General features: G+C 63.6%; 16 protein-coding genes and 1 tRNA gene. 9 read left to right on the top strand and 8 right to left on the bottom strand.

All coding sequences use genetic code 11. From position 1 onward, the window contains the following. Positions 1-20 precede the first annotated feature (20 nt). A complete protein-coding gene (locus Q7I88_RS02505; protein WP_305097461.1) occupies positions 21-887 on the top strand; it encodes a cytochrome c1 in 867 nt (288 codons plus the stop codon). 34 nt (positions 888-921) lie between these two features. Beyond that, entirely contained in the window at positions 922-1458 is a 537-nt protein-coding gene (locus Q7I88_RS02500; protein WP_305097460.1) for an adenine phosphoribosyltransferase, read from the top strand. Here Q7I88_RS02500 and Q7I88_RS02495 read toward each other — a convergent pair. Both Q7I88_RS02495 and Q7I88_RS02490 read right to left on the bottom strand, forming a co-directional pair. After that, positions 1455-2060 carry a nuclear transport factor 2 family protein gene (locus Q7I88_RS02495; RefSeq protein ID WP_305097459.1) on the bottom strand — a complete coding sequence of 202 codons (606 nt, stop codon included), beginning with the start codon at positions 2058-2060 and terminating at the stop codon, positions 1455-1457. The two genes, Q7I88_RS02500 and Q7I88_RS02495, sit on opposite strands and share 4 nt — an antisense overlap. An 18-nt stretch (positions 2061-2078) precedes the next feature. Continuing rightward, the gene (locus Q7I88_RS02490) at positions 2079-2867 is read right to left on the bottom strand and encodes an SDR family oxidoreductase (RefSeq protein WP_305097458.1); all 789 of its coding nucleotides are present in this window, start codon (positions 2865-2867) and stop codon (positions 2079-2081) included. A gap of 157 nt (positions 2868-3024) precedes the next feature. Between Q7I88_RS02490 and Q7I88_RS02485 the strand changes: the two genes are divergently transcribed. The 4 genes from Q7I88_RS02485 (at position 3025) to Q7I88_RS02470 (ending at position 7093) form a co-directional block, all read left to right on the top strand. Continuing rightward, a complete protein-coding gene (locus Q7I88_RS02485) occupies positions 3025-4911 on the top strand; it encodes a cation:proton antiporter (protein ID WP_305097457.1) in 1887 nt (628 codons plus the stop codon). After that, positions 4908-5546: an OmpA family protein gene (locus Q7I88_RS02480; RefSeq protein WP_305097456.1), complete on the top strand. Its 639-nt coding sequence runs from the start codon at positions 4908-4910 to the stop codon at positions 5544-5546. Before Q7I88_RS02485 ends, Q7I88_RS02480 begins: the two co-directional genes overlap by 4 nt. Positions 5547-5586: 40 nt before the next feature. Further along, positions 5587-5660: transfer RNA gene (locus tag Q7I88_RS02475), tRNA-Gly, on the top strand. Positions 5661-5824: 164 nt separating this feature from the next. After that, positions 5825-7093: a tyrosine-type recombinase/integrase gene (locus tag Q7I88_RS02470; RefSeq protein ID WP_305097455.1), complete on the top strand. Its 1269-nt coding sequence runs from the start codon at positions 5825-5827 to the stop codon at positions 7091-7093. Here the strand turns inward: Q7I88_RS02470 and Q7I88_RS16525 are convergent. The 6 genes from Q7I88_RS16525 to Q7I88_RS02440 all read right to left on the bottom strand — a co-directional run bounded on the left by Q7I88_RS16525 (position 7088) and on the right by Q7I88_RS02440 (position 10673). Beyond that, positions 7088-7354: a helix-turn-helix domain-containing protein gene (locus Q7I88_RS16525; RefSeq protein WP_369426109.1), complete on the bottom strand. Its 267-nt coding sequence runs from the start codon at positions 7352-7354 to the stop codon at positions 7088-7090. The genes Q7I88_RS02470 and Q7I88_RS16525 overlap by 6 nt on opposite strands. Then, positions 7351-7659: a hypothetical protein gene (locus Q7I88_RS02460; protein ID WP_305097454.1), complete on the bottom strand. Its 309-nt coding sequence runs from the start codon at positions 7657-7659 to the stop codon at positions 7351-7353. The genes Q7I88_RS16525 and Q7I88_RS02460 overlap by 4 nt, the downstream gene beginning before the upstream one ends. 344 nt (positions 7660-8003) lie before the next feature. After that, the gene (locus tag Q7I88_RS02455; protein WP_305097453.1) at positions 8004-8975 is read right to left on the bottom strand and encodes a protein NO VEIN domain-containing protein; all 972 of its coding nucleotides are present in this window, start codon (positions 8973-8975) and stop codon (positions 8004-8006) included. 76 nt (positions 8976-9051) lie between these two features. Next, positions 9052-9597 carry a hemerythrin domain-containing protein gene (locus Q7I88_RS02450; RefSeq protein ID WP_305097452.1) on the bottom strand — a complete coding sequence of 182 codons (546 nt, stop codon included), beginning with the start codon at positions 9595-9597 and terminating at the stop codon, positions 9052-9054. A gap of 61 nt (positions 9598-9658) precedes the next feature. Beyond that, positions 9659-10351, bottom strand: a complete 693-nt coding sequence (locus tag Q7I88_RS02445) for a Crp/Fnr family transcriptional regulator (protein ID WP_305097451.1) — start codon at positions 10349-10351, stop codon at positions 9659-9661. 40 nt (positions 10352-10391) lie between these two features. Beyond that, positions 10392-10673: a DUF6522 family protein gene (locus tag Q7I88_RS02440; protein WP_305097450.1), complete on the bottom strand. Its 282-nt coding sequence runs from the start codon at positions 10671-10673 to the stop codon at positions 10392-10394. A gap of 98 nt (positions 10674-10771) precedes the next feature. Here Q7I88_RS02440 and Q7I88_RS02435 point away from each other — a divergent pair, with 98 nt between their 5' ends. The 3 genes from Q7I88_RS02435 (at position 10772) to Q7I88_RS02425 (ending at position 15264) form a co-directional block, all read left to right on the top strand. Continuing rightward, a complete protein-coding gene (locus tag Q7I88_RS02435) occupies positions 10772-11248 on the top strand; it encodes a hypothetical protein (RefSeq protein WP_305097449.1) in 477 nt (158 codons plus the stop codon). A 335-nt stretch (positions 11249-11583) separates the two neighbouring features. After that, positions 11584-12798 (top strand): NnrS family protein, encoded by a 1215-nt coding sequence (locus Q7I88_RS02430; protein ID WP_305097448.1) that lies wholly within the window; start codon positions 11584-11586, stop codon positions 12796-12798. Positions 12799-12879: 81 nt separating this feature from the next. Then, positions 12880-15264, top strand: a complete 2385-nt coding sequence (locus Q7I88_RS02425) for a nitric-oxide reductase large subunit (protein ID WP_305097447.1) — start codon at positions 12880-12882, stop codon at positions 15262-15264. The last annotated feature ends 27 nt before the right edge of the window (positions 15265-15291 follow it).

Below are 15291 nucleotides of genomic sequence, written 5' to 3'. Positions count from 1 at the left end.
GTTAGGGGAAAGTCAGAACAATGGTCCGTATCATCGGGATACTCGCCGGCCTCTTCTTCGCCGTTGCTGCGCTGTGGGCCTTCGCCAACGGCGCCTATAACGTCGCCTCGCAGGGCTACCTGAAAGAGAAGACGGCCGAGTCCGAGTTCCACCTGTCGCCCCGGCCGTTCAACCAGGCGAGCGACGACCTTGTCGCCCATTGGGACAAGCAGCAGCTGCAGCGCGGATACCAGGTGTACAAGGAAGTCTGCTCGGCCTGCCACTCGCTGCGCCACGTCGCCTTCCGCGACCTCGAGCAGCTCGGGTACACAGAGGCTCAGGTCAAGGCGATTGCCGCCACCTGGCAGGTTCCGGGCATCGACCCGAACACCGGTGAAGCGACGACCGTCCCGGGCAAGCCGACCGACTACTTCCCGCTGGTCTATCCCAACGACGTCGCGGCGCGCGCCGCCAACAACAATGCGATCCCGCCGGATCTCTCGTTGATCACCAAGGCGCGCGAGGAGGGACCGGCCTACGTCCATTCGCTGCTCACCGGCTACCGCGACATCGCCACGTTCAGCGTCGACGGCAAGCACGTGAACGACGAGTTCCCCGACTTCTCGACGCCGCCGGGGCTGCACTTCAACCCGTACTTCGCCAATCTCAACATCGCCATGCCGCCGCCGCTCACCTCCGAGGGACAGGTCACCTATGCCGACGGCACACCGGCGACCATCGAGCAGATGTCGAGCGACGTCGCGGCGTTCCTCACATGGACGGCGGAGCCGAGCCTGCCCAAGCGCAAGCAGACCGGCTGGCCGGTGGTCCTCTTCGTGCTGTTCGGTACGATTCTGGCCTACCTCGCCAAGCAGCAGATCTGGGCGCGCGCCAAGAAGAAAGCCTGATGCACCGGCGCCCCCGCAATGGGGCGCCGCGTCCATGACGCCCGACGAAATCAAGGCGCTGGTTCGCACGGTGCCGGATTTCCCGGCCCCCGGCATCCTGTTCCGCGACATCACCACGTTGATCGCCCACGGAGCCGGTCTCTCCGCGACGCTCGACCATCTCGCAGATGCCGCCCGGGACCGCGGTGCCGAAGCGGTCGCCGGCCTGGAAGCGCGCGGGTTCATCTTCGGCGCGATGGTCGCGGCGCGGCTCGGCGTCGGCTTCGTGCCGTTACGCAAACCCGGCAAGCTCCCCGTCGAGGTGATCGGCGTCGACTACGCCCTCGAATACGGCAGCGCGCGGCTCGAACTCGACCCCACGCTGGTCGACGCGGGCGAGCGGGTGGTCGTGGTCGACGACCTTGTCGCCACCGGCGGGACCGCGCTTGCCGGCGCCGACCTGCTGCGCCGCGCCGGGGCGACGGTCGAGGACGCGCTGTTCGTGATCGACCTGCCCGACCTCGGCGGGGCGGAAGCGCTACGCGCCGCGGGCGTCGAGCCCTGGGCGCTGATGGCGTTCCCGGGGCACTAACTTTCGCGCCTGGGGCGATAGACCGGGTTGGCGTCGGTCGCGCGCATGTTGGGATTTTCCTCGTTGTAGATCTTGCGCCTGGCGAACAGCCAGCGGCCATCGACCTTCTTGAGCTCGTCCTCATAGTGCCCGTAGGTGCCCAGATAGGGCCGGCCGGCGCGGGCGTCGTTGTTGAATTCCCACCAGTACGAGGTCGAGCGCGCCGTATCGCCGTCGATCTCGAGCACGAGGTTGGTGACGTAATGACGCACCCGCTGGCGATGGTAGGGGAAGCTCGCGTCGGCCTTGGCTTTCTCGCGCACCGCCATGTCGTCCATCACCTTCTTGAGTTCGGCATGGCCCTGCTCGACGCCCCCGGCGAAGTCGAGGATACCGTCCTCGGTAAAAGTCGCGGCGTACGCGTCGCCGTCCTGCCAGTCGAAGGCGTAGAGATAGCGGCTCATCAGGTCTTCGATTTCGGCGCGGTCGTTGCCGTAGTTGGGTCCGTACACGATTTTCTCCTCTCCGTGCTGCGCCGCCCAGGCGATCGCCAGCGGGGTAGCAAGCGCCAACCCGAAGATCGCCGCCCAGGCGAGACCGGGAACGCGTTTGGATAAGCGCATGCCTTTTTCCCCAGTGTGTCAGAATGTCGAATTGGTTGCGCCCCCGTCGATAACCAGGCTTTGACCGGTTATGTACTTGGCCGCCTCGCTGCAGAACATCGCCACGATCGCCCCGGCGTCGTCGGGATCGCCGAAGGTGCCGCTGGCGATGTGCCATGCCTCGATGAACTCGGCGACTTCCTGCTCGAAGGTGATGCCCTTGGCCTTGGCGCGGGCGTTGAACAGCTCGTCGACCGTGGCGGTGTAGTGCATGCCGGGCAACACGGTGTTGATGGTCACGCCATCCTTGGCGACGACCTTGCTCACGGCGACTGCATAGTTGGTTAGCGCGGCGCGCGTGCTGCCCGAAAGGATGCGAATCTCGCCCGGATATTTTGCCGCCACGGTGGCGATGTTGACCACGCGCCCCCACCCACGCTGCGCCATGCCGTCGATCACCGCGTGCATGAAATCGATCGGTCCCAGCATCGAGATGCGGATCGCCTCGTGCCACTGCGCGGCGTCGATCGCCCGGAAATCGGGCGTCATCGGCGGCGGCGCGCAAGTACCGATGAGAATGTCGGGCTCCGGGCATGCCGCCAGAATCGCCTCGCGGCCTTCCGCGGTCGCATGGTCGGCGACGACCGGTTCTACCCTCGCGCCGGTCTCGGCGGCGATTTCGCCGCACGCCGCGACCAGCCGTGCCTCGCCGCGGGCGGACACGAACACATCGCAACCTTCGCGCGCCAGCGCCAGCGCCGTGCTCTTGCCGATGCCGGCGCTACCGCCGTTGACGATGGCCTTGCGCCCGCGGATGCCGAGATCCACTCGCTTCCCTCCCTCATTGACGGTGTCAAATCTGGCCGAACGACGGGGAGCGCGCAAGCCGCATGCGTTCGTGTTATGCCCGGCGAGGAAAGAATCGCCGTCCCGCGCATTGGCTTGAGAAGGGCTGCAAGCGCGGCTTTCACGCCAGAGGGGGCACTTGGAACAACAGGCACTCGTCATCGCCCTGATCGGCGTGCTCGGCATCGGGGCCCAGTGGGTCGCGTGGCGAACCGGCTGGCCGGCCATCGTGCTCATGCTCGGCGCCGGCTTTCTCGCCGGGCCGGCCTTCGGCGTCATCGATCCAGAGGCGGCCTTCGGCCCGATGCTCGAACCGGTCATCTCGATCGGGGTCGCCTTGATCTTATTCGAAGGCGGGCTGAGCCTCAATTTCCGCGAGCTGCGCAAGTACGGCGAAGGCGTGTGGCGGATCGTTCTGTTCGGCGTGCCGTTCGGCTGGCTGTTCGGCTCGCTGGCCGCTTATTACGTCGCCGGCCTCGTCTGGCCTGTGGCGATCCTGTTTGCCGGAATTCTCGTCGTGACCGGTCCCACGGTCGTCCAGCCCCTGCTGCGCCAGTCCAACGTCAGCGCCCGGCCGGCGGCGATCTTGCGCTGGGAGGCGATCGTCAACGATCCCTTCGGGGCGATCTGCGCAGTCGTGGCCTACGAATACTTCCGCCTTTCGGCCGACGGGGCCAACACATTTTCGGTCATCCCCACGATGGCCTTCGCCGTCGCTGCGGCGGCGGGGCTCGGCTACCTTGCGGCGCGGTTGATCGCCTTCGCCTTCCCGCGCGGCTTGGTGCCCGAATTCCTCAAGGTTCCGGTCCTGCTCGTCACGGTCGTGGGCCTTTCGGTGGTCTGCAACCTGATCGAACACGAAGCCGGGCTGGTGGCGGTGACCGTCATGGGCGTGGCCCTGGCCAACATGGATGTGGCAAGCCTGCGCTCGATCCATCCGTTCAAGCAGAACGTCGCGGTCCTGCTGGTCTCGGGCCTGTTCATCCTCCTCTCGGCGAGCCTGGACTTCTCCGAGCTCAGGCAGTTCGAATGGCGCTTCGCCCTGTTCCTCGCTGCGCTGCTGTTCCTCGTGCGCCCGGCGACGATCCTGACCAGTCTGGCGTTCAGCAGCATTCCCTGGCGCGAGCGCCTGTTTCTGGCCTGGGTGGCGCCCCGCGGCATCGTTCTGGTGGCGATCAGCGGGCTGTTCGCCTTCCGCCTGTCGGAGCTCGGCTACGGTGACGGCTCGATCCTCAACGGGCTCAGCTTCGCGGTGGTCGTGACGACTATCATCGCCCACGGGTTCACCGCCAATATCGTCGCCCGCTGGCTCAAGGTCACGGGCGAAACGCGGCCCGGCCTGCTGATCGTCGGCGCCACCTCGTGGACCACCGCACTGGCCCGGCAGATGCACGATCTGGAAACGCCGGTCATGCTGGTCGATACGAGCTGGGCGCGGCTGCGCTCGGCCCGGCAGGCCGGGATTCCGACGTATCACGGCGAGATTCTCAACGAGGCGACCGAGCACAATCTCGATCTGTCGCCGTTCCAGGTGCTCGTCGCGGCGACCGAGAACGAAGCCTACAACACGCTGGTCTGTTCCGAATTCGCCCCCGAGATCGGGACCGACTCGGTTTACCAGCTCGGCGAAGTGGACGAAGGCGACGATCCGCGCGCGCTGCCGGCCTCGCTGCGCGGCCGCGCGCTGTTTGCCTCGGGGTTCGGCGTCTACGACGTCCAGCGCCGCCAGCTCGAGGGTTGGGAGTTCCGCCGCACGACGCTTTCCGACAAATACGGTCTCGACGACGTCAAGGTGACGCTGCCCGATGCGACCAGCATGCTGCTGATCCTCAAGCCCGACGGCCGGATGCTGTTCTTCACCCACGCTTCCGCTCCTGAGCCGAAGGCCGGCGACACGATCATTTCCTATTCGCCGCCACGCGAGAAGACGCCCGAAGAAGCCGCCGCCCGGCGCAATTCCAAGCGGCGCAAAGCATCGACGGACGCGCCGCAGACCGAACCGAAGATTGCGGGAGAGATGACATGACCAAGCGAGCCGCGGCCGGAGCCGCACTTGTCGTCCTGGTTCTGCTTGCCGGGTGCGAGATCAAACGCGGCGAGGAGGAACCCGAACCCACGCCGGCCGCCAGCGAGACGGCGACGCTCGCCCCCGAGCCCACGGTCGCGGCGAGCGAGCCGGCCTCGATCATCAGGCCGGATGTCGTCCAGGCGCCCGTGCTCGACATCCCGCCCGAACCGCTGACGGCAACCATCCCGTTTGGCGACGGCGGCTACGACCTCGATGCCGAAGCGAAGAAGCTGCTGGCGGCGCTCCTCAAGTCCGAGCAAGTCGGGGAAGGCTGGCCGATCGTCTTGCGGGGCCATACGGATTCGGAAGGCGACGACCGCGGCAACCTGTTCGCCTCGCGCAAGCGCGCCGAGGCGGTCGCCGGGTGGCTGGTCGAGCACGGGATTGCCGAAAAGCGCATCGAAGTGATCGCCATGGGCGAGCAGAACCCCGTCGCTCCCAACGCCAAGCCCGACGGCACGCCGAACGAAAAGGGACGCGCCAGGAATCGCCGCGTCGAAGTCTGGGTGGGGCCGCCGGGCTCGCAGCCGGGCGACGGAGCCGTCGACGATGCGAAGCCGCAGCAGGTCTCGAAACCCGACGAGGGCGCTTGACGCCCTGCCGCCCTTGATGGCAAGCGCGCCTCCGGCCCGAGCGGGTATAGCATAGTGGTAATGCTCTAGCCTTCCAAGCTAGCTAGGCGGGTTCGATTCCCGCTACCCGCTCCAGCCGCCCTTCCGCCAACGTCCATTTTGGTCCGTTAAGCGGCTGTTTTCTGCGGTTTTTCTCTGGTATAAAGTCCCGGTAAGTTCGGAGCGATCTCTCCCGATTTCAGAACGGAACGGGTACGATTGATGGTATCTCCGGACCCACGGAGAAAGGCCATACCATCATGCCCCAGAGCCCCTTTCCAGAGAATCGGATCAAGACGGGCCTGACCGCGAATTCGGTCAAGGCAGCGCGGCCCAAGAACAAGCCCTACAAACTTTCGGACCGCGACGGGCTCTATCTGCTCGTCCAGCCGAACGGCAATCGCTTGTGGCGGATGAACTACCGCTTCCACGGAAAGCAGAAGACCATGTCTTTCGGGCGCTGGCCCGAAGTGATGCTGGCCGACGCGCGCGAGAAACTGCTCGCGGCCCGTCGCCTGCTGGCGGACAAGATCGATCCGATGGAGCAGGCCAAGCTCGACGCGATCCACGCCTCGATCGCTCAGGCGCATACGTTCAAGGCGATCTCCGACGAATGGCTCGAAAAGGCGCGGCTGGAAGAACGCGCGCCGATGACAATCAAGAAGTACGAATGGCAACTCGGCCTCGTCATGCCCACGCTTGGCAATCGTCCGATCACGGCCATCTCCGCCCATGAAGTGCTGCTGGCGTTGAAGCGGATCGAAAAGACCAAGAAGTATTACACCGCGTGCAGCATGCGGGCGACCTGCAGCCAGATATTCCGCTATGCCATCGCGACGGCGCGGGCCGAGCGCGATGTGTGTTCGGACCTTCGCGGTGCTCTGGTAACGCCAAAGGTCGTCCACCGAGCAGCGGTAACGACACCCAAGGAAGTCGGCGCACTACTGCGGTCAATCGACGGCTACGATGGCAATCGAATCGTCAGCGTCGCCATGCGCCTATTGCCGCATGTTTTCGTTCGGCCTGGCGAACTGCGCCATGCCGAATGGCGCGAGTTTGATCTGCAGCGTGGCGTGTGGACCATTCCCGACTACAAGATGAAGATGCGCAGGCCGCATGCCGTTCCGCTGTCGCGTCAGGCGATCATGCTGATCCGAGAGCTTGAGCACGACGTGCGCCTGAGCCCCTACCTCTTCTATTCACGCCGCGCGGTCGACCGTCCGATGTCCGACAACACCATCAACGCAGCACTGCGTCGGCTCGATTATGGCAAGGACGAGATGACCGCGCATGGCTTTCGCGCCATGGCGGCCACCTTGCTCAACGAGATGGGTCTCTGGAACCCGGATGCGATCGAGCGCCAACTCGCCCATGCCGAAGCCAACTCGGTACGCCGCGCCTATACGCGAGGCCAGTACTGGGACGAGCGCGTGCGCATGATGCAGCACTGGTCGGATTATCTCGACGAGTTGAAGGGCGGCGCCAAGATCCTCCGCCCGAACTTCGGGAACGACAATCGGGCATCATAACCGCCCCTCTCGCGCCTTCTCGATCAGGTCGTGAAGGCTCTCGATGGGAACGAGCGTGCAGCGCCCGATCTTGACCGTCTCGACGTCTCCGGCGGCGATCAGCTCGTAGAACTTGGATCGGCCCAGCCCGACCATCCTGGCCGCCTGAGAAACGCGAACGGCGAGAGGAGCGGCATCTCCACCATTCCTTATCCGCCGGGCCTGGTGATAGGGCAGCGACAATTGCTCCGGCGCTCCCTTTTGGTCATCGCGCCGGGTCATTCGCTCTCTCCCAACGCCATGCGCTTGAGCTTGCGATGATAGGCGGCATGCACCTGCTCGCGCAGGTCTGGATCGCGACTGCCGGCGAGCAAGCCATCGACCGCAACGCTCAGCCACACCAGCCTTCGGGCCATCAGGTCCATCTGCTTCTGGGATGCCGTCCGCAGCTCCTGCCCGCCGTAGAGGTCGGTCAGCATGCTGCCGACCCATTCGCTTCGGCTTGTCTGACATCGTGCCGCTTCAGCGGTCACCCAGTCCGAAACGTGCGCAGGCACATATGCCTGCAATGAGAATTTTCTAGCCATGATTCAGGTTCCTTTTTCGGGCCGAGGAACCTGGCTCACCTTGCGGAAGGCGTGATGAGAATAAATCGGGAACAAACTGCAGTCAACAGATGATATTCTTTGCCAAAACAGGGGGTTGAGATCGTTAGGGCGCCTGATCCAATTCGCGGCTCGCAGAGCACTCAGTTTCGCCCAAAGCCCAATTCCGGCCTTAACTAACTGAAATGGTTCTGATCTTTTCCCGCAAATCGCGGGGTATGGTGTGGATCAAATTCCCAATTGCGCGGGTTGGCTTCGATTGCTCTCACGTTCAAGGCTGGAAGGTCTTGAGCAATCCTCCGGAATGGAGCCTGCGGCAACTCCTCCTATCGCAGACCGGCGAGAAAGCTCGTTGCGGTCAATTCGACGTGCGCCTCCAGGGGTGGCCTTATTGCGAAGGCTTTCGGCTCGCGCGCGAAGTTCCATAGGCGCACCAAATGCCAATCATCCCGCCGGGCATCCGCCACCGCCAATTCGTTACGCGTAATCTGGAAGGGTGTGCGTTCCCATCCGTTGGTCGTCTTTACCTCGATCAACCTCTCGCGCCCATCGACCTCGAAGCTAGCAATGTCGTAGCCAAAACCGTCGCCATCCTGGACAGCGGTCCATCGCACCTTGTCGACTAGGTCCTCCCGGCCTGCCTGGCGTAAACTGCTCTGCTCGTGCTGTAGGACGATCTCCTCGCCAGCTTTGCCCAGGGCACGATTCCGAGCGTCCCGTTCGGCAACATCGTACTTGCGCCCAATGGCGGCCATGAATTCCGGATCGACAGGCGGCGGTTCATTGCGCTGCGTCGGCGGTGGCCCGATCCAGAGTGTCGGCGCTTCTCGCAAGCGAGACGTCTGGATCGCCCGTTCTTTGGTGGCGAGCCAATCCGGTCGGGCATCCAACCAACGGAGGACCCCATCGACCAATGCGTTCTGGAAATTGGCGGCGGGTTTGTACCCCTCAATCCACGGCTGCCCGAGCCCAAGCAAGACTGCGCTGATATTCTGATGCTTGAATTCGATCGATCCCCGGCTGCGCGGGATGATGTCTTGCAAGGCGCGATTGTGCTCGGCCTTATTGAAATCCTCGCCTCCAAGCCGCCAGACCAAGGTGACACCCGCCACATTGAGAACCAGCCCCACAATCAACATCGGCAGTAATGTTTGACCCGCCTTACCGTGTTCGGGATCTGATCCTCCCCGAGCGCTGGCCGAAGAAATAATAATCGGCTTATCATCGCTATCAGCGACGCTCATGACGATTTTCCTTTGCAGATTCGACGGCATGATCCTCTTGTAGAGGTTGTTCATGATCCAGCCGAGGAACACGAGGAGAGCGCCCGAACGCCAGCCAGGACACTGCTGCGTCGCGGCCGCAAAGCGTCTGTCACATGGCGGCGATTACCCTCAGAAGCGACCCGTACCGACTGTCGACGAGGTTCGCCGCCAGTGGATCGGACGGAACCGCCACCTGCTCGCTCAGACTCTGCCAATCTGCCGACTCAAGCACTTCTTCCACGACGGGAAAGAAATTCGCTTCTTCCCAGTTCAGGTGATGCTTGTAGGCTCCCGAAAGCTCGCGGCCGGAATTCACTAGATCCTCTCGCAGGTACACGGCACCACGCTCTGCCACGTCCTTGAAAATCCCAACCACGCGAACGGTCGCAGCAGCCAAGTTCTTGTGCTGGCCTTCAAGCTCTTTGAGCGAAGCGGCCTTCGCGGCGTCGCGCATCTGCAATAAATCGAACATCGCATCCTCACGCGGATGGTGCCACTGATCGAGATATTCGCGGCAATACGCCAAGCTATCGGCAAGGATTTCGTAATCTGGCTGCGCCGCCCGCTCGAAGGTGTCGAGTTGCGCCTCGAAGCAGGTCAGCATCTTCCGCATGTGATCGTGATCGATCAAAAGCGATTGAATGGTCTCGTTCATCTGTGTCTTCCCGACTACTACCGTTCTCGTTTCGCCCAATCCGACTATCGGGCAGTCTTCATCATTCCGTCGCCTGCTCGAGCGCTTCGGGCGAGGTCAGAATCAGGCCAAGCTTGTCATCGATGACCAAGCCCCGCCGGCGCCAATTATTGAGTGTGCGGCTGACGGTGTGAAGCGTGGTCCCGGATATCTCCGCGATGTCCTTTCGCCGCAGGGGAAATACTATTTGCGTGCCGCGGTCGCTCGTTATCCCGGCCTGCCGGGCGAGTCGAAGTAGTGCGTTCGCAATGCGGCGATCCACCCGTTGCGTTGCCATCTCCCGTACCCGCTCCTGCAGTTCCTCCAGTCGGCGACCGGCAATCTTGACCAGATCGAAGGCAATTTGCGGATGCCGCGCAATGAGGTCCAGCAGTTCGGCGCGCGCCCAGCTGACTTCGGTCGACTCGACCATCACCGTCCCATCAGCCGGATAGCAATGATCAGTAAAGATCGCCACGCTACCGAAGACCTCGCCCGGGCCGATGAAGCGGATCACGACCTCCCCGCCGTCACTGCCTGTCTGCGAGATGCGGACGGCGCCGGACAGCAGAGCATGCGCACGTTCGATCGGCTCGCCTTGATCGAACACGCGAGCGCCGCGCGCCAGCGTTTGGATGCGCGCGCATGCGATCACCTCCTCGAGTGCCGCCTTTGGGAGTCCGCCGAACAAATCGAGTGCAGCGATGGCGCGCCTTTGAGGATGGTTTGAACTCATTCTCTCAACCTGCCGTTTACGCCGCGATAGAGGAAGCGGTTCATGAGTCAGGCAGCTTTCCGGCGGCCGGATCGCCACCGGTGAGGACGGAGCGCCGGAGCACCTCGCCCGCCGCGTCGACGATCAGATGCAATCGCCGGTTTACAGCCATGAAACTCAGGCGAAACGTGCTGGCATCCTCAACTATGCCGCGCTCGCACATCGCCGTGAGGCGGCCCGAACGCATCTCGGCCTGGACCTGTTCGGGCGACATTCCCAGGCCGTCGGCAATGATCGTTGCGTCGACCTCCACGTCACCGTCCTGAAAAATGGTCTGAGCCATGACCGAACATTATAGCGATTCCTTTCGCCGGGAGTTTGCGCCAGCGCAACTCTTGGCGACGCGGGGCGGCGTAATGACGCAGTCAGGAGATTCGGAAAATGGATGATATCGCTCTGGCTCGCGCGCTCCACGTGCTGGGGATCGTTATCTGGATCGGGGGGGTAGCGATGGCGACGACGGTGGCGATTCCCGCAGTGCGCAGGGGAGAACTCGGTGCCGACCGGCTTCGGGCGTTCGAGGCGTTCGAGCATCGCTTCGTCTGGCAGGCGCGCGCGGCGGTCATCCTGGTCGGACTGACGGGATTTTACATGATCGCCAAGTTGGACCTTTGGGACCGCTTCCACGGGCTTGCCTTCTGGTGGATGCACGCAATGGTCTGCCTCTGGCTGATCTTTGCGTTCATTCTGTTTATCGGCGAACCATTCATTCTGCACCGCAGGTTTTCCGGTTGGGCGGCCAAATCGCCAGACGCTGCCTTCGCCTGGCTTCGCCGAGCCCACATCGTCCTGCTGGTGCTGAGCCTCGTCACCATTTTTGGCGCTGTCGCGGGCAGCCACGGCTGGTCGATCTTCTGAACGCGACATCGAGATAAAGGAGAAACATCATGTTTTGCCCGGAATGCGGCACCGTCACTGGTCCCGGACCGCTCGATATACACTGTGCGGCACGCGGTGGCCGAGTTGCGGAACAGGCAACCTGGCTCCAGCGCCTCCGGCGCTCGGTCGCTCGAATCAGGGCGTGGGTCTATCGCAGCGACAGAGACCGCGACCTCCGCTCCGGCACAGGCCGCGGTTGAGGCGCGGGCCGAATTGAGCGCTTTGCAGACTTTGTTGCAAGAATTGCGGGACGCCCGACCAGGGCCGGCCCGGTATGCCGCTTGCCGACAGTCCACACATGCCGGGATGCGCAAATGCTGACGCGCGGCGAACAAATGCTTGCCTTGCGAAAGGCGCGCATGGCTGCCGCGCCGCCCATCCTGCGCGGCGGTTTCCGGCCCTTCTTCTTCCTCGCGGCGGCCTGGGCCGCCTTTGCCGTCTGCGCCTGGCTGGGCGCGATTCTCTACGGGATGGCGCTCCCGAGTGGATTCACCGCGCTTGCTTGGCACCGGCACGAAATGTTGTTCGGTTTCGCCGGAGCGGCCATCGTCGGCTTTCTCCTTACGGCGATACCGAACTGGACCGGCCGGCTGCCCATAGCCGGCGCGCCGCTCGGCGCCCTGGCCGCGCTGTGGCTGGCGGCGCGCGCGGCCGTGTGGTTTTCCGGCACGATCGGCCTCGTCAGTGCCGCGATACTCGATGTCGGCTTTCTCCTGGTCTTTGCCGCCATTGCGGGACGAGAGGTCGTCGCCGCCAAGAACCGGAATGTGCCTGCGATCGCCATGGTGGTCGTCCTGGCCTGTGTCGACGCCTTGGACTATGCCATCGCCCTGGGCCTGCCCGGCGACGAGACAGTTCCGAGCCACGCGGCAATCGCGGTGCTGGTCGTGCTGGTTTCGTTTATCGGCGGGCGGATCATCCCTTCATTTACCCGCAACTGGTTGGTCAAGCAGGGCTTCGCGAGCGGACTTCCAGACCAGCCGGGCCGGTTCGATATCGCAATCATCGTCCTGACCGGGGTGGCGCTCGCGGGTTGGGTCGTGTTCCCCTCGGAGCCTTGGACTGCGCCTGTCCTCGCACTGGCGGGGCTCGCTCAGCTCGCTCGGCTCGCCCGCTGGAGAGGGTGGCGCACGTGGCGCGATCCGCTCGTTCTGGTGCTTCACATCGGATATGCCTGGATCCCGCTCGGGTTGCTTCTGCTCGGTGCCAGCTCCGCTGGAGCCGCGGTGCCGCCGACCGCCGCGGTCCATGCCCTGACCGCCGGTGCAATAGCGACCATGATCCTCGCAGTGATGACGCGCGCCTCGCTAGGCCACACCGGGCGTGCGCTGCGCGCGGGGCCCGCAACCGCCGCGATCTATGCCTGCGTCACCGCCGGTGCCGCCTTGCGCGTGCTCACGGGGGCCGGTTTGCTCGACTACCGAGTTGGCCTGGAACTCTCGGGCGGACTGTGGGCGCTCGCCTTCGCGCTGTTCGCAATTGCCTATGCACCCGTACTGTTTCAGAACTTGAAGAAGAAGAAGACGTAGACGGGCCTAGAGTGTCCGCAACCGGACAATTGCATCGATTATGTAATTTAAATCAATTGTGGCGATCAGGGGAGAGGTACTTTGGTTGAAGTAGATGCTTCGGGGCAGTTCGAGGCCCCTGTCACGGAAGATCGCGTCAGCAATATTCTCAAGTGGGTCCTTCTCGCTACGGCGATAGTGTGTTTCGGCTTGCTCGCTTGGGCAACAATCAAGACCTACGAGCAAGCACCGCCGTTTCCCGACGTCTTCGTGGACAGCTCCGGCGAAGTGGTGATGTCCGCCGAGGACATCATTGCCGGCAAGGGGGGCTTCCAGAAAGCCGACCTGATGGATTACGGCAGCATCTACGGGATGGGCTCCTATTTCGGCGAGGACTATACCGCCTCGGCGCTCGTGCGGCTGGGCGCGCTGACCAAGCAAGGCCTCATGAATTCCACCGCCCCGCCGCCAGGGACCAAACCGCCGGCCAACAAGTCGCTCGCCACCACTGGTCCCGCCGGGACACCGCCCGAGCCGACCACCGCCGCGCCCTCGTCCTTGAGCGAAACTTTGCTCGACGTGGCTGCGACGTCCGAGATGCAGAAGCAGCTTCAGGGCATCGATCTGACGCGGGACAGGGTTGTGCTGCCGGATCCGGTGGCCAACGCGGTCCGACAACTTCAGGACGAACTGACAACCAAGCTCAGCACCGAAAACCTCTCGGCGGGCTGGGTTCCGGCCAAGAGCCTCGATCCTGCCCTGCGCAAGCAGACGGCGGATTTTATCATCTATTCGGCGATCACCACGGTCGCCCGCCGGCCCGACAGGGTCAACACTTCGTGGACGGAGAACTGGCCGTTCGAGCCGAGCGTGGGCAACACCCCGACCACCAACACCTTCCATTGGACGTGGATCAGCTTCTGCTTCACGTTCTTCGCGATGGGGTTCGTGCTGTGGCTCTACCGCGCCTATCTCGACCACCCGGACGATGCGCCGATGGAGCGCGGACTGGCGCGCTACCTTCCCCTGACGCCAAGCCAGAAGAAGTGCGGCAAGTATTTCGTCGTCGTGGCGCTGGTGTTCCTCGCCTCGCAGGCCGCCGGGGCGATCATGGCCCACTCTTATTACGAACGGGAAACCTTCTACGGCATCCAGCTCAATTACATTCTGCCGTTCAACTTCCTGCGCAGCTTTCACTTGCAGGCGCCGATCGTCTGGATTGGCCTGGGTTGGATCGCCAGCGGCCTTTTCATCGCCCCGGCGATCGCCGGTGGGCGTGAGGCCAAGGGGCAGGGCTTCCTCGTCGATCTGCTGTTCTGGGTCTCGCTGTTCGTCGTCGCCGCCGCCCTCCTCGGCAACTACCTCGGCATCCAGGGGGTGATCGACAAGGGCTGGTTCTGGTTCGGCAACCAGGGCCTGTCGTACATCCAGCTCGGCCGCTTCTGGCAGATCCTGTTCTTCGTCGCCCTACTGAGCTGGAGCGTGCTGATGTTCCGCGCCTTGTGGCCAAGCCGCGACACCCTGGTCGAAGCAACACGGCAGTTCTGGAGCGGACGCATCCGGCTGGAGCATCTGATCTGGGCGGCGACCATCAACGTGGCAGTGCTCTATATCTTCGGCATGGTCCCGCTCACGGGGATCGAGAAGAGCTTCACCATCACCGACTTCTGGCGCTGGTGGGTTGTGCACTTGTGGGTCGAGCAGTCGTTCGAGTTCTTCGCCGTGGCGATGAGCGCGTACCTGCTGATGTCGCTGGGCCTGGTCTCGCGCAAGCTGGCGGAGCGCTCGGTCTATCTGGAGCTGATCCTGATCTTCCTCGGCGGCGTACTCGGCACAGGCCACCACCTGTACTGGGGCGGCGGACCGAGCATGTGGGTTCCGCTCGGCTCGATGTTCTCATTCATCGAGGTCCTGCCGCTGGTCCTGCTGATCCTCGAGGCGATCTCGCAGCATCGTCTGATCAAGGGCGCCGTGACGTTTGATTACGGTCTCGCCTATCTTTATATTCTCGGCTCGGCGTTCTGGAACTTCGTAGGCGCCGGGGTTTTCGGCGGCGGCACGCTCAACGCGCCGCTCGTCAACTACTACGAGCACGGCACCTTCCTGACGCTGAATCACGCGCACACCTCGCTGTTCGGGGCGTTCGGCCTGCTCGCGCTGGGGCTGATCTACTTCTGCCTGCGCTATCGCGCTGGCCCCGAGGCTGAGTTCGACGAGCGTTGGGGACGCATCGCCTTCTGGTGCTACAACGTCGCCCTGCTGATGTGGATATTCCTGCACTTCTTCCCCATCGGTTGGCCGCAACTCGACGCGGTATACGAACACGGGCTGGCGTGGGCCCGCAGCCAGGCGTTCTACGACACCACCCTGTTCTGGCAGTGGATGCGCCTGCCGGGCGACGTGGTGTTCTCCGCCGGCGCGCTACTGATGGGTTGGGACTTTCTGGTGAAGTTGAGGCCCAAGCCTAAAGTGCAACTGATGGCCTGAGGAGCCTGTTCCGCAGGGACGGGCTCC

The sequence above is a fragment of the Croceibacterium aestuarii genome (assembly GCF_030657335.1).
GTDB classification, from domain to species: domain Bacteria; phylum Pseudomonadota; class Alphaproteobacteria; order Sphingomonadales; family Sphingomonadaceae; genus Croceibacterium_B; species Croceibacterium_B aestuarii.
Note: the sequence above shows the minus strand (reverse complement) of the source record. Positions and strands in the feature narration are given on the sequence as shown.